11 protein-coding genes are annotated in these 13,732 nt (G+C 34.9%); 5 read left to right on the plus strand and 6 right to left on the minus strand.

What is annotated here, in order from left to right:
• Window positions 1-3 precede the first annotated feature (3 nt).
• From KZH69_RS02270 to KZH69_RS02280, 3 genes are all read right to left on the minus strand, one after another.
• Window positions 4-1,356 carry a TolC family protein gene (locus KZH69_RS02270; protein ID WP_219315839.1) on the minus strand — a complete coding sequence of 451 codons (1,353 nt, stop codon included), beginning with the start codon at window positions 1,354-1,356 and terminating at the stop codon, window positions 4-6.
• Complete coding sequence (locus tag KZH69_RS02275; protein WP_219315840.1) at window positions 1,353-1,952, minus strand: TetR/AcrR family transcriptional regulator; 600 nt, start codon at window positions 1,950-1,952, stop codon at window positions 1,353-1,355. The genes KZH69_RS02270 and KZH69_RS02275 overlap by 4 nt, the downstream gene beginning before the upstream one ends.
• A gap of 104 nt (window positions 1,953-2,056) precedes the next feature.
• On the minus strand, window positions 2,057-2,578 hold the full coding sequence (locus KZH69_RS02280; protein WP_219315841.1) for a YceI family protein: 522 nt from the start codon (window positions 2,576-2,578) through the stop codon (window positions 2,057-2,059).
• A gap of 300 nt (window positions 2,579-2,878) precedes the next feature.
• Here KZH69_RS02280 and KZH69_RS02285 point away from each other — a divergent pair, with 300 nt between their 5' ends.
• Entirely contained in the window at window positions 2,879-3,853 is a 975-nt protein-coding gene (locus KZH69_RS02285; protein ID WP_219315842.1) for a polyprenyl synthetase family protein, read from the plus strand.
• 165 nt (window positions 3,854-4,018) lie between these two features.
• Complete coding sequence (locus tag KZH69_RS02290) at window positions 4,019-4,372, plus strand: hypothetical protein (RefSeq protein WP_219315843.1); 354 nt, start codon at window positions 4,019-4,021, stop codon at window positions 4,370-4,372.
• Window positions 4,373-4,512: 140 nt separating this feature from the next.
• Here the strand turns inward: KZH69_RS02290 and KZH69_RS02295 are convergent, their stop codons facing one another.
• Entirely contained in the window at window positions 4,513-5,064 is a 552-nt protein-coding gene (locus tag KZH69_RS02295; RefSeq protein WP_219315844.1) for a hypothetical protein, read from the minus strand.
• A gap of 119 nt (window positions 5,065-5,183) precedes the next feature.
• Here KZH69_RS02295 and KZH69_RS02300 point away from each other — a divergent pair, with 119 nt between their 5' ends.
• The 3 genes from KZH69_RS02300 (at window position 5,184) to KZH69_RS02310 (ending at window position 10,608) form a co-directional block, all read left to right on the plus strand.
• A complete protein-coding gene (locus KZH69_RS02300) occupies window positions 5,184-7,973 on the plus strand; it encodes a 2-oxoglutarate dehydrogenase E1 component (protein ID WP_219315845.1) in 2,790 nt (929 codons plus the stop codon).
• A gap of 82 nt (window positions 7,974-8,055) precedes the next feature.
• Window positions 8,056-9,282, plus strand: coding sequence for a 2-oxoglutarate dehydrogenase complex dihydrolipoyllysine-residue succinyltransferase (gene odhB / locus KZH69_RS02305; protein WP_219315846.1), 1,227 nt, complete (start codon window positions 8,056-8,058; stop codon window positions 9,280-9,282).
• A 90-nt stretch (window positions 9,283-9,372) separates the two neighbouring features.
• Window positions 9,373-10,608, plus strand: coding sequence for a TCR/Tet family MFS transporter (locus KZH69_RS02310; protein ID WP_219315847.1), 1,236 nt, complete (start codon window positions 9,373-9,375; stop codon window positions 10,606-10,608).
• On the opposite strand, the gene KZH69_RS02315 is transcribed toward KZH69_RS02310, so the two are convergent.
• Both KZH69_RS02315 and KZH69_RS02320 read right to left on the minus strand, forming a co-directional pair.
• Entirely contained in the window at window positions 10,553-11,020 is a 468-nt protein-coding gene (locus KZH69_RS02315; RefSeq protein ID WP_219315848.1) for a retropepsin-like aspartic protease, read from the minus strand. The two genes, KZH69_RS02310 and KZH69_RS02315, sit on opposite strands and share 56 nt — an antisense overlap.
• A gap of 64 nt (window positions 11,021-11,084) precedes the next feature.
• Window positions 11,085-13,718, minus strand: coding sequence for a CHAT domain-containing protein (locus tag KZH69_RS02320; protein WP_219315849.1), 2,634 nt, complete (start codon window positions 13,716-13,718; stop codon window positions 11,085-11,087).
• Between the last annotated feature and the right edge of the window lie 14 nt (window positions 13,719-13,732).

Genomic DNA, 13,732 nt, shown 5'->3' on the forward strand with positions numbered 1-13,732 from the left:
GTTTTAGTTTAATAGGGTTTTAAGTTCTCCTTTTGATTTGATTAATGATATTTCTGCTATTTTGTAGGCTAGTACTGCTCTGGTATAATTGTTCTGTGCTTCAAGTGATGCGTTTTCGGCATCCAATAAATCAGTTAATGATGCTAATCCTTGTAGATAATTGTTTTTGGTGTTTTTCAAAATCTCTCCAGCCAAACGCATATTTTCTTTTTGATTTCCGATGGTTATAATGTTGTTCTCGATTTGAGTTTTTGCATTTCTGTAATCTAAATCAAGGGAAAGCTGTGTGTCTTTAATATCTTCTTGAAGTGTTCTGATGTCAACATCAGCTTGTCTTACTCTGGCGCGGGTTCCAAAACCGGTAAAAATAGGTACTCTCAAATTCAATCCAATTGCAGAGTAATCCGACCAATAAACACCATCAGCAGGTTTTGCGAAAAGCGGCATCTCTGGTCCTTGTCCTATGTAGTTGTATCCAGCCACCAAAGAAAGTGTTGGGTAATATTCGGCTTTAATGGCAGTTTTTTGAAATTGCAATAATTCTTCTTGTTTTTTCAAAAGCAAATATTCCGTTCTGTTTTCAGTATTTGGTGCTTCAGATAGTGCTGCAGGGGTTGCTTCAAATTCTGTTTTTGGAATCACGATTTCAGTTTCAATAGGCATTCCCATAAAAAACTTCAATGCATTTTCCTGTAATTGAATTTGGTTTATGATTTGTTGACGATCCGTATCAATGTTTGACATTTTTACAATGATTCGGTCCAAGTCAATTTTTTTAGCCAAACCATTATCAAATTGCCCTTTTACAATGTCGCGAACCTTTGAGGTATTCACATAATTGCTGTCCAATAAAGCCAATCTTTCGCGTTGTACATAAACAGAGTAGTAATTGTTGGCTACTTTTTCAATTACCTGTTCTTCCGTTAATTGATTGTTGATTTGATAAAATTCACGAGTGGTTTGCGCCGCTCTCAATCCTGTAAAAACAGATTGGTCAAAAATCGTTTGGCTCAATGAAACTCCTGCACCGGATGTCCATTTTTGACCAAAAGAAGCCTGAATGGTAGTTCCTGGTGCGCCAAAAGCAGATCCGTCGATTACATTGGTTTGTAAAATAGGATTATAGGTTAAGCTTCCGTTTGCATGTATTTGTGGTAAAGCTCTTGAACGAACTTCTTCGATTTGGTATTCACTGTTTTCAACACTTAATCTTGCTTTTTTAGCATCGGCTTTGTTCTCAAGCGCATAGGTAATTGCCGCTTTTAACGTAAGCGGATTTGTTGCTGTTGTGCTTACCACTTGGGATTGTGCAGTGAGAGCAAAGGTTAAGAATGTTAATAAAAGTATTCTCTTCATGATAAAGTTGGATTTTGTAATTGTTTTTCTAGTTCTATTATTCCACTAGGTGTTGCCATTGCTCTAGTGTGATATTCTAATGCTTCTAATTCTAATTTCTGTGATTCTTTTTCGGAACTCGTCATTCCGTGAATGCTGAAAATAAGGTTGTAATAAAATTTAACATAGATGTCGATATCCAAATTTTCTCGGTACAAACCCTGTTGAATTCCTTTTTCAATGTTTTGTTTAAAGACCGTGTTGCATTCGTTTATTTCCCTGGACATTACCTTGTCATAGATTTCAGGGTAGTGCTTTTTCAATTGATGCGCAGGCGAAGCTTCTCCAGATTTAAACATTTCCTTGAACATCTTTTTGATTTCAAAATTTTCTTTGATTGCATTATAATTTTTTGCTGCGATCGTATCAATGCTTTCATGAATTGTTTTATGGACCATCTCAGTGCTTTCCTCAATCAGAATTTCTTTGTTACAAAAAAATTTGTAAATCGTTTTTTTTGAAATGCACATTTCACAGGCAATATCATCCATGGTCACACTCTTAAAACCAAGTTTCAAGAAGAGTTCTGTTGCTTTAGAAATAATTTTTTCTTTCATTTTATGGGTAACTTATTGTAATTAATATTTTGAAATAATACAGGAAAAGTTAGTTATCAAATGAGACTTAGTTTGTTATTATGCTTTATAAGAACTGCTTATTCTTAATGTGAAAATTCCAAGTTGGCAATAAGTTTAATGTCTCTGCCGATCGGGTGACCCCCATTTGGTGAAAGAATATTGTAATTCAGTCCAAATTCTTTACGGTTGATGTTTCCCGTAATTTCAAAAGAGGCTTTTTGAACACCATTGTAATTATTGAATCCAATAAACTCAGTGTCCAGTTCAACAACTTTCGTAATGTTCTTAATAGTCAAAAAGCCTTTTAGAAAATTGATGTTTTTATTGATTTTCTGGAAAGAGGTCGATTTGAATTGAATTAAAGGAGTTTCATCTTCTTCAAAAAGGTCGGTAAATTTTGGATCTTTATTTTTTTGAATCGAATTGGATTCTTTGTCATTTACATTTAATGAAAATTCAATGGAGGCGTCTTCCACTTCGTCGTTTTGTATCGCCACGTGTCCTTTGAAATTGTTTTTGTTTCCAGGCATGTACCCGATTAGAGAATGTCTAGATTTTATTAATACGTCTGATTGGTTTGAATCAATTGCCCATTCATTTTCCATGGTTCTTATTTTTAGTAATGTTATTTCCTGATGTTTTGTTTTATAAAATTTTGATAGTGCAAATACAATGGAAACTTTAAACACTAATATAGTTTCTTTTGTTTTTGATATCGCAAATGTAAGTAGGAAACTTTAAATACCAATAAAGTTTCCAATGTTTTTTTATAATTATTTTATAAGGAAAAACTATGAGGTAATTTTTACACTGATTTGCAATCTGATAATTAAGATTTGAATTGTATCTTTGAGCCTTTATATTCGAGACAAAAGACTACGAAAAAGTAAACTAGACCTTATTTTATGCACGCTATTCATCAGTATCAAGAATTTTTTATAAGCTATTTAGAAAATCAAAAGATTAATAAAGAACCCAAAAATCTATACGAACCTATAGACTACATATTGAGTTTGGGAGGAAAAAGAATGCGTCCAGTCTTGACATTGATGACTACTGAGGTGTTTAATGCCGATTATAAGGAAGCACTTCCAGCTGCTATGGCTGTCGAGGTTTTTCATAATTTTTCTTTGGTACATGATGATATTATGGATGGCGCACCTTTACGAAGAGGTTCACCAACCGTTCATGAAAAATGGAATACCAATACAGGAATACTTTCGGGTGATGCCATGTTGATTTTGGCTTATCAATATTTTGAGCAATATGAGCCAGCTGTTTTTAGGGACTTGGCTAAGTTGTTTAGCAAGACAGCTCTCGAAGTTTGTGAAGGTCAACAATGGGATGTCGATTTTGAAATTCGAAAAGATGTTACCATTCCGGAATATCTCAAAATGATAGAATATAAAACGGCTGTTTTGGTAGCGGCAGCGATGAAAATGGGTGCTATTATTGCCAATGCATCCGAAGAAAATGCCAATTTGATTTATGATTTCGGACTTCATCTGGGATTGGCTTTCCAATTGCAGGATGATTATTTAGATGCTTTTGGTGACCCGGAAACTTTTGGAAAACAGGTGGGAGGTGATATAATCGAAAATAAAAAAACCTATTTGTATTTGAAAGCAGTCGAGTTTTCGGATTCCAAACAGGCGCAGCAATTGAATGATTTATTTGCAGTTCATTCTGATGACAATGACTCAAAAATAAACGAGGTTAAGACTATTTTTAATCAATCTGGAGCATCCGCAGCTACGCAAGACGCCATAAAAGAATATACCTTTAAAGCATTTGAAACTTTAAAAAAAATGGATATTGAACTTTCTAAAAAGCAGATGCTAAGAGCTTTTGGTGAAAACCTAATGGGAAGGAAGGTCTAGGATTTAAGATTTTAGAATGCAGATTTTAAGATTTTTGAAATTCTGCATTTCATTAAGCGAAATTATTTTTAAATCATAAATCGTCACAACGAGCCTGAAATGCGAATAGGCGAAACAATCATCATCCTGAAATCTGCATTCTAAAATCTACAATCTAAAATCACCATGTTTATAGAACCAAAAAATACTGATTTACTACTCCAGGAAGCGGAGAAAGAAACGCTTTATGTTAATTTGATTGTTCAATTGAATAAGGATTTTAATTTGGCAAACGAAGCAGTGGATTTTCCTGTAAGTCTGAGTCCAGACGAATTAAAAATACAATTACACGAGAAGGTATACCGACTTATTCAGTATAAATTCGCAGAGTATCTCAATTTGCTATACATCATTGATGTTTCTGAAGAAGAAGTTAAAAAACTCGATGGTTCTGATTTAGTCATTCTTGCAGAACAAGTCGCTTTTTTAATCTTAAAAAGAGAATGGCAAAAAGTATGGTTCAGGAATAAATATAAGTAAAGATTCTAAGTTGTTGCTAAACTGAGATTATAAGAGTTTGAGAATGATTTGGTCTTAGGAACTCAGTATCTCATAACCTTAGTTGTTTTTTAATATACCGTTAGTACTTTAGTGCTTCAGAATATCAGCAACTTTCAAAATTAAAAATAAGCTCTCACAAAAGGCATAAGAGCATCGCCATATACATTGTCATTTTCGTCGTACAATACATTATAAGCAAGCCCTACTGTTACGTTTCCAGTACGATAACCCGCTCCAAGAAACAAAGCAGTATTCCAAAACTGATCAGTAAAACCACTTTGTCCATAATAGGATTCATAATGATTGTTAACGTAGGATTCATTCAGGTTTATTGAAAATTGGATTTGTGGAATCGGATTAATGAAGGTGAGTATGCTCGCACCATAGATTCCTGAATCGTAATAATTTTTAGAAGAAACATAACTGCCTTGAAGGCCTAAGCCAGTAGCCAAGTATGGATTTACATTATAAATGGCACTCGGAGCGACAGAGATTTCGGTATACCCACTACCAAAACTTAACCCTAATCCACCACCAAATTGTACATTTTCCCAAAACGGACTCCTCGATTGTGGAGTTTGCTGGTATTGAGCTATTACGTTTTCGTAAAAAAACAAGGTGAAAAAGATGAAAAGGTACTTTGTTAGGGAGGAAAAGGTTGATTTTTTCATGCTAGAAGCTTTTTTTAACAAATTTTTACGTAAAAGTACGTAAAAAAATAGATTTAAATAATTTGCTTTATCGTATTTTTGCCGGACTATTTAACAAAAGTATATTCAATAACAATATTATGGATAGGTTTTCATTTTTAAACGCAGCTCATACCGAATTTTTCTCGCAATTATACGATCAATATTTAGAAAATCCAGATAGTGTAGAACCTAGCTGGAGAAGTTTTTTTCAAGGTTTTGACTTTGGAATGACGACTTATAATGATGAAAATCAAGTTGCCTATACTACAAACGTTGCGCCGAGTACAGCAGTTTCAAGTGCAGTTGAATGCGCTCCAATTTCGGATAAACTTCAAAAAGAATTTAAGGTTATTAAATTAATTGAAGGATACCGTAGTCGCGGTCACTTATTTACAAAAACCAATCCTGTAAGAGAGAGAAGAATATATTTGCCTTCACTTGATCTTGAAAATTTTGGCCTTTCAGATTCTGACTTAGATACTGTTTTTGATGCAGCCAAAGTAATTGGTGTACAACCAACAACGTTGAGAGATATTATCGGACATTTGGATACGATTTATTGTCAACACATTGGAATTGAATATATATACATTCGTAAGCCGGAAGTCGTAGAATGGATTCAAAAGAAATTGAGAATCAACGATAATAAACCAAGTTTTTCTGCTGAAGAAAAGAAAGCTATTCTTTATAAATTAAATCAAGCAGTTTCTTTTGAGAACTTTTTGCATACTAAATATGTAGGTCAAAAACGTTTCTCGCTAGAAGGAGGTGAATCTATAATTCCGGCACTTGATGCTTTAATTGAAAAAGCTGCCGATAAAGGTGTAGAGCAATTCGTTATGGGAATGGCTCACCGTGGTCGTTTGAACGTTTTGGCCAATATTTTCGGAAAATCAACTCAAGACATTTTTGGTGAATTTGACGGTAAAGATTATGATCAAGAATATTTTGATGGTGACGTAAAATACCACCTAGGTCTTACAGCTGATAAAGTAACAAGATCCGGTAAAAAAATCAACATTAATTTGGCTCCAAATCCTTCGCATCTTGAAACAGTGGGTGCAGTTATCGAAGGTATTACAAGAGCAAAACAAGATAAATATTTTCCAGATGATTTTTCCAAAGTTTTACCTATCGCCGTTCACGGAGATGCTGCAATTGCAGGACAAGGTATTTTGTATGAAATCATTCAGATGGCTCAATTGGATGGGTATAAAACCGGAGGAACCATTCATATCGTAATTAATAACCAAGTTGGTTTTACAACTAATTATCTTGATGCACGATCCTCTACTTATTGTACCGATGTAGCCAAAGTAACTTTGTCACCAGTATTACACGTAAATTCAGATAATGCAGAAGCTGTTGTTCATGCCATGGCGTTTGCGTTGGATTTCAGAATGGAGTTTGGTCGTGACGTATTTATTGATTTATTAGGATATAGAAAATACGGTCATAACGAAGGGGATGAACCTCGTTTTACGCAACCGGTATTGTATAAAATCATTTCAAAACATCAAAATCCACGAGATATTTATGCCGAAAAATTATTGGCAGAACGTGTTATAGATGCTTCTTATGTAAATGCATTAGAAAAAGAATATAAAAAAGATCTTGAAGAGAACTTAGAAGCGTCCCGTAAAAAAGATTTGACTATTATTACTCCATTTATGAAAAATGAATGGAACGGATTTAAACAAGTTACTGATAAGAAAATGCTTGAAAAAGTGGATACTTCTTATCCAAGAGAAGAGTTGACTAAGATTGCAGATGTAATTTGCAACTTGCCAGCCGATAAAAAGTTTATCAGTAAAATCCAAAAATTAATCAACGATAGAAAAACAATGTTTTTTGAAAGCAATAAGTTAGACTGGGCTATGGCCGAGCATTTAGCTTATGGTTCATTGTTGAAAGAAGGGTACGATGTTCGTATTTCGGGACAAGATGTCGAGCGTGGTACTTTTTCACACCGTCATGCGGTTGTAAAAGTAGAGGATTCTGAAGAAGAAGTTACATTATTAAGTAATTTAGAAGGTGCGACAGGTAAGTTTCATATCTTCAATTCACTATTGTCGGAATATGGAGTTCTTGGTTTTGACTATGGATATGCTTTGGCAAGTCCAAAAACCTTGACCATTTGGGAAGCACAATTTGGTGATTTCAGTAATGGAGCCCAAATTATGATTGACCAATACATCTCTTGTGGAGAAGACAAATGGAACAATCAAAACGGAATCGTATTGTTATTGCCTCACGGTTACGAAGGGCAAGGAGCAGAACACTCCTCAGCAAGAATGGAGCGTTATTTGCAACTTTGTGCCAGACAAAATATGTATGTTGCCGATTGTACAACACCTGCGAATTTCTACCATTTGTTGAGAAGACAAATGAAAACCAATTTCCGCAAACCACTTATAGTTTTTACACCTAAGAGCTTGTTGCGTGATCCAAGAGTAGTTTCGCCAGTAGAAGATTTTGCCACTGGAAGTTTTCAGGAAACATTCGATGATGTGACCGTAAATAAAGCGGATGTGAAAAGTCTAGTTTTCTGTACAGGTAAATTCTATTATGATATTACAGCCGAACGTGAGAAAAATGGCCGTAATGATGTGGCTGTTGTTCGTATCGAACAGTTGTTCCCATTACCAGTCGAGCAATTAAAAGCCATCATCGCACAATATCCAAATGCAGACGATTATGTTTGGGCTCAAGAAGAACCTAAAAACATGGGAGCTTACAGTTATATGTTAATGAATTTTGATTTGGTAAAATGGAGATTGGCTTCGCTAAAAGCCTATGCTGCACCAGCTGCAGGAAGTTATACCAGAGCAAAACGCCGCCAGGCTGATGCTATCAGAATGGTATTTGACAAGAATTTATTTAGATAGAAAAAATTGTTTCAGGTTTAAAGTTTCAGGGTTAATAACAATTTGAAACTTTAAACAATTTAAACTTTTAAACAGAAATTGTATGATTTTAGAAATGAAAGTCCCATCACCAGGGGAATCAATCAAAGAAGTAGAAATTGCAACTTGGTTAGTAAAGGACGGAGATTATGTAGAAAAAGACCAAGCTATTGCTGAGGTTGATTCAGACAAAGCAACTCTTGAATTACCAGCAGAAGTAAGCGGAATTATCACGCTAAAAGCGGAAGAAGGAGATACTGTTGCTGTTGGAGCAGTAGTTTGCCTTATAGATACTGACGGAGCTAAGCCAGCGGGTGTCACACCAGTTGCTGAAGTTGCCAAAGCGGTGGAAGCACCAAAACCGGAAGTAAAAGCAGAAGCGCCAAAGGCGGCTCCTGTTGTAGCTTCTTACGCAGCGGGAACGCCATCTCCGGCGGCTAAAAAAATATTAGAAGAGAAAAACATTGCTCCAGCTGCTGTTACAGGAACTGGAAAAGCAGGAAGAATCACCAAAGAGGATGCGGTAAATGCAGTACCATCTATGGGAACTCCTACTGGAGGATCTCGTGGTACCGAAAGAACGAAGTTATCTATGTTGCGTCGTAAAGTAGCCGAAAGATTAGTGGCTGCCAAAAACGAAACAGCGATGTTGACTACTTTCAACGAAGTAAACATGACACCTATCAATAACTTGCGTAATGAATACAAAGATGCGTTCAAGGCAAAGCACGGTGGTGTTGGTTTAGGATACATGTCATTCTTTACCAAAGCGGTTACAAGAGCATTGCAATTGTATCCAGACGTAAACTCTATGATGGACGGTGATCATAAAATTGCTTTCGATTTTTGCGATATTTCCATTGCGGTTTCAGGGCCAAAAGGATTGATGGTTCCTGTAGTTCGTAATGCCGAAAATTTGACTTTCCGTGGAATTGAAGCAGATATCAAACGTTTGGCTATCAAAGCGCGTGACGGACAAATCACAGTTGATGATATGACTGGAGGAACATTCACGATTACCAATGGTGGTGTTTTTGGAAGTATGTTATCTACGCCAATCATCAACCCTCCTCAATCAGGAATTCTTGGAATGCATAATATTATCGAGCGTCCTATTGCCGTAAACGGAAAAGTGGAAATTCACCCAATGATGTATGTTGCACTTTCTTATGACCACAGAATTATCGATGGTCGTGAGTCTGTTGGTTTCTTGGTTGCTGTAAAAGAAGCTTTAGAAAACCCAGTAGAATTGCTTTGTGATAACAATCCTAAAAAAGCATTTGAATTGTAATTCAATAAATTCATAAATAGCAAAAACCGTTTAGAAAATTTTCTAAACGGTTTTTGTTTGTTTATTTGTCTTAACTAACCAATTCTATTTATGGCATCAAATAAAAAACAAGCCGCTATCAGCTTTATCTTCATCACAATGTTAATCGATATTACGGGTTGGGGAATTATCATTCCGGTCATTCCAAAATTGATTAAAGAATTAATACATGGAGATGTTAGCGAAGCAGCAAAATACGGCGGTTGGTTGACATTTGCGTATGCGATAACCCAATTTATGTTTGCGCCTTTAATTGGTAATTTAAGTGATAAATTTGGGCGAAGACCCATAATCTTGATTTCGCTTTTTGCTTTCTCATTGGATTATTTATTGTTGGCATTTGCTCCAACGATTACATGGTTATTTATAGGAAGAATAATGGCAGGATTAACAGGTGCAAGTATTTCGACTGCTTCGGCGTATATAGCCGATGTGAGTACGCCGGAGAATAGAGCCAAAAACTTCGGAATGATTGGTGTGGCTTTTGGACTAGGATTTATAATCGGACCCGTTGTGGGAGGTGTTTTGGGGCATTACGGATCTAGAATCCCGTTTTATGCTGCGGCAGTTTTGTGCTTGCTGAATTTCTTGTACGGTTATTTTATTTTACCCGAATCATTATCAAAAGAAAATAGAAGATCGGTGAATTTAAAAAGAGCTAATCCAATTGGGGCCTTTATGAATTTAAAAAAATACCCTTCGTTATATGGACTATTAATTGCTTTGTTTTTGATTTATGTTGCATCACATGCAGTAGAAAGTAACTGGAGTTATTTTACAATGTACAAATTCAGTTGGGACGAAAAAATGATAGGAATTTCACTTGGTGTTGTTGGCGTTTTGGTTAGTCTTGTTCAAGGAGGATTGATACGATGGACAAGTAGAAAATTAGGGAATGAAAAAAGTATTTATATCGGAATGGTATTGTATACGATTGGAATGTTTTTGTTTGCTTTTGCTTCGGAAAGCTGGATGATGTTTCTTTTTTTGATTCCATATTGTCTTGCAGGAATCGCTGGCCCTGCATTGCGAGCTATAGTTTCAAATCATGTTTTGCCAACAGAACAAGGCGAAATCCAAGGAACAATTGCTAGTTTAATGAGTGCTGCAACCATTATTGGGCCACCCGTAATGTCAAGTCTTTTTTATTATTTTACTCATAAAGGTGCACCTTTTGAATTTGCAGGAATGCCATTTATTCTTGGTGCTTTTTTGATGATGATTAGCGGTATTATTTCTTATTTTTCGTTGAAAAAATACGCTGCTTCAAATACAAACAATTATTGAAATAATCAATGATCCCTTTTCCTTTCATTAAAACATCGGCACCAATGATGCCATGTACTGGTTTTACCTTATAATGATTTAAGGCTTCATTGACGTGTGATAAATCAAAGATGACGAGATCCAATTTATTATTTTTCCATTTTCCCAATTGGAGTTGGTTCTTAGAAGACATTTGAGTCAGCATGCCCGTCGCTCCCGCACCAGAAGCTTTGGTTTTGGATTTTTTAGCATCTAATGTAAAATATTCAACACTTTCAAATCCGACACAACTATTGGAAGCACCGGTATCCAGTATAAAATTTCCCTTTACCCCATTGATTGATGCTTTGATCAAAAGGTGTTGTGTTTTGGTAATTTTAAACTTAACTTTTTTGTAATCGGCCTTCTTTAGTTTTGCGTGTAAGTTTTTCATGTTGAGGAGGAGTGTTTTGCGTGGTAAAAATAATGTTCTTACGGATACTTTTTCTTTTTCGACTTTATTTTTTTATTCGCTTAGTAATCAATTTGAATAATAAAAAGCCACCAATAAATGTTGTGAAAATTACAAATCCTATTAGTAAGTAGTTAGTTTTTTCTTTGTTTTCCAAACTGCCATAATAAACAAAAGCGGCCCAATAATATGGCGATTTTTTTGCGTTTGATATGTTTTTGTTTTTTAAAAAATCAAGTTTGGCTTTGGCATTGGCTTCAAAATAGGAGTCGTTTTTCTTAACGTATTTGTAGAAATCCCCCATGAATACCGATGTCGTGTAATCATTTACTTTCCATAAAGAGAATAACAAGTTTTGAGCTCCTGCAGATTGAAATCCTCTGGCGACACTCATCGCTCCCTCGGATTTATAGAGTTTGCCAATGCCTGTTTCGCAGGCACTTAGAACAACTAAATTTGGGTTTATGTTAAGATGGTATAACTCGGAATAAAGCACTTCGCGATCGTAAAATTTGATACTGGCAGGAATGTCAATATTGCCGGCAGTGGCATGGGTTGATAAATGCAATATAGAATAAGCGGCAGCGTTATTTTTGAAATTTTGAAAAGAGGCAGAATCAAATTCAAAAAAGCGTCCTTTGAAACTGTTTTTTATAGATTGTAATTCGGTTTTAGAATAGGTTAAAGCATAATTTGTTTTTTCAAATACAGGAAAAATACCTAAAACTGTTTTTTCTTTGGGTGAAAAGGGCTTGGCATTCAGATAAAAGCTTGCCGAATTGTTGTAGACAATGTTGAAATCACGTAATAAATAATGCATTTTTTCAAAATTGCTAGTGTTGGATTCTTTGGTTATTAGGGCTTCAAATGGCAGAAAGTCGAGCGCACCATCGGGAATAATAATCAGATTTTTAAATGAGATTTTTTGAGGTAAATGTAACTTGTCATAGGCTATTTTCCCAAAATGATTGTATCCTTTTATATCATTGGTAATGGCATTGGCATCATTAAAATAGCGAATAAATTGCCAAAAATAAACAGAATAATGTGCATCATTACTAAAGGAGTTTAAAACTATTTTTGGGTTTTGACTGCCACCCAAAGTGAAATAGTACATTTTCTCATAACCTGAAAAATAATATATCATTAGTGCATTGTCTGATTCGAGTTTGGAATACAATGCATTCAAATCTAAAGGTTCTTCTTTAAAACTGTTGTAACTAGCCTGAAGTTCTTTTAGCAAAAGCATGGTTTCGTTTTGTTTTTTTATTGCTTTGTTGATTTTGTAAATATTGGCTAATTCACCTTTCTGCTGTTCTTTTACAATTTCATTATTCCAAAATTGCAGTTCTTGAATTTTTTGTTTTTCTTTTTTTGAAGCGCTTCGGTTTCTGGAAAGCGCACTTTTTAAAACACCCGATTTAGTTTTTTCCGCGAGTTGAAAAGCTTTTTCTATATAAATGATTTTGTTTTCTTTTTTATATAAATTAGCATAAATGGCAATACATTTTTCGGTTCGATTGCTCATTCGCAACTGATTGATAATTTTGGAATTTTCAAACAGCAACAAACTGTTCATTATTTCTTCGATAGGAAAGCATAGCGAATAAACCTGTAATGCCTTTTGAGGTAGGTTTTGCAGGTTATAAATGTCTGCCTGTAAATCTAGCGCGTCGAGTAAAACCGTTTCGGCATACAAGGATCTTTGTAATGGAACATTTCTTTTTTGACTGCTGTACAACGGAATTAAGGTTTGATAAACGTGTTGTATGGATTGAAGCGCTTGAGGCATTTTCTTTTGTTTGAAAAGTAAAAGGGCTTCTTCATAATATAATTTTGCAATGGCACGAACTCCTTTATTTTTCGAGGAAAAGAAAAGAGTTTTTGCTTTTTCGAAATAGCTGTTTGCTTTTTCAAAATCGCTTCTTTGTCCATTAAGGGATGCTAGGTTTCGATAGCAATTGGATAAAGCTTCAGACTGACTTTTTTCATTTTTTAAAAGCTGAATGGCTTTTTCATAACTTTCTTCGGCTTTGTAATATGTTTTTGGATAATAGCCCAATTCTTTAGCACTAAGCAAATAATTATTCCCCAAATTATTCAATAGACTTCCTTTTTGAATCGAGGAAAGTTTGGTTGTTTTTAAAGTGTTTTCTAATAAATTAATGGCTAAGGTATTCTTGCCAGAACTTTGATAAACATTAGACAAATTGAGAATGGCCGCTATTTTGTTGCTTTCATTTTTTTCTATATTGGCAATGAAATAATAGTGCTTGATGGTGTTTTCGGCATTGTCATAATCGCCTATTATGGTGTAGAGATTACCCAATGGTTTTAAGCAATATTCGACAATGTCATAATTAGTGAGTTGGTAGGTTTGGTATATTTTCCAAGCTTTTTCATAACTGGTTATGGCTTGGTTTGTTTTGCCGAATTCATTTTCGAAATAAGCTTTATTACAGTCCAAAACTACAATGGACATCAATTCCTCTTTTGATTTTTTGTCTTGATTTTTCCAAAAACGGGCTTCAATGGTGTTGAGTTTTTTTATTCCTTCTTGCGACGGATTAGCAACAAAATAATCTATGGCATTATAAGTGATGTCTTCTGAGAGGTTTTTTTTTTGCCCAAACACTGTTAGAGATGCAAAGAGGTAAAAGAAAATAATATTTTTTAGCATAGCATTTTATCTTA

The organism is Flavobacterium taihuense, from assembly GCF_019351435.1.
Classification (GTDB): domain Bacteria; phylum Bacteroidota; class Bacteroidia; order Flavobacteriales; family Flavobacteriaceae; genus Flavobacterium; species Flavobacterium taihuense.

Coding starts and splice junctions, on each gene's coding strand:
- odhB (WP_219315846.1), top strand. CDS start 8,056: ATGATTTTAGAAATGAAAGTCCCATCACCAGGGGAATCAATCAAAGAA.
- KZH69_RS02280 (WP_219315841.1), bottom strand. CDS start 2,578: ATGGAAAATGAATGGGCAATTGATTCAAACCAATCAGACGTATTAATA.
- KZH69_RS02285 (WP_219315842.1), top strand. CDS start 2,879: ATGCACGCTATTCATCAGTATCAAGAATTTTTTATAAGCTATTTAGAA.
- KZH69_RS02310 (WP_219315847.1), top strand. CDS start 9,373: ATGGCATCAAATAAAAAACAAGCCGCTATCAGCTTTATCTTCATCACA.
- KZH69_RS02295 (WP_219315844.1), bottom strand. CDS start 5,064: ATGAAAAAATCAACCTTTTCCTCCCTAACAAAGTACCTTTTCATCTTT.
- KZH69_RS02320 (WP_219315849.1), bottom strand. CDS start 13,718: ATGCTAAAAAATATTATTTTCTTTTACCTCTTTGCATCTCTAACAGTG.
- KZH69_RS02290 (WP_219315843.1), top strand. CDS start 4,019: ATGTTTATAGAACCAAAAAATACTGATTTACTACTCCAGGAAGCGGAG.
- KZH69_RS02300 (WP_219315845.1), top strand. CDS start 5,184: ATGGATAGGTTTTCATTTTTAAACGCAGCTCATACCGAATTTTTCTCG.
- KZH69_RS02315 (WP_219315848.1), bottom strand. CDS start 11,020: ATGAAAAACTTACACGCAAAACTAAAGAAGGCCGATTACAAAAAAGTT.
- KZH69_RS02275 (WP_219315840.1), bottom strand. CDS start 1,952: ATGAAAGAAAAAATTATTTCTAAAGCAACAGAACTCTTCTTGAAACTT.
- KZH69_RS02270 (WP_219315839.1), bottom strand. CDS start 1,356: ATGAAGAGAATACTTTTATTAACATTCTTAACCTTTGCTCTCACTGCA.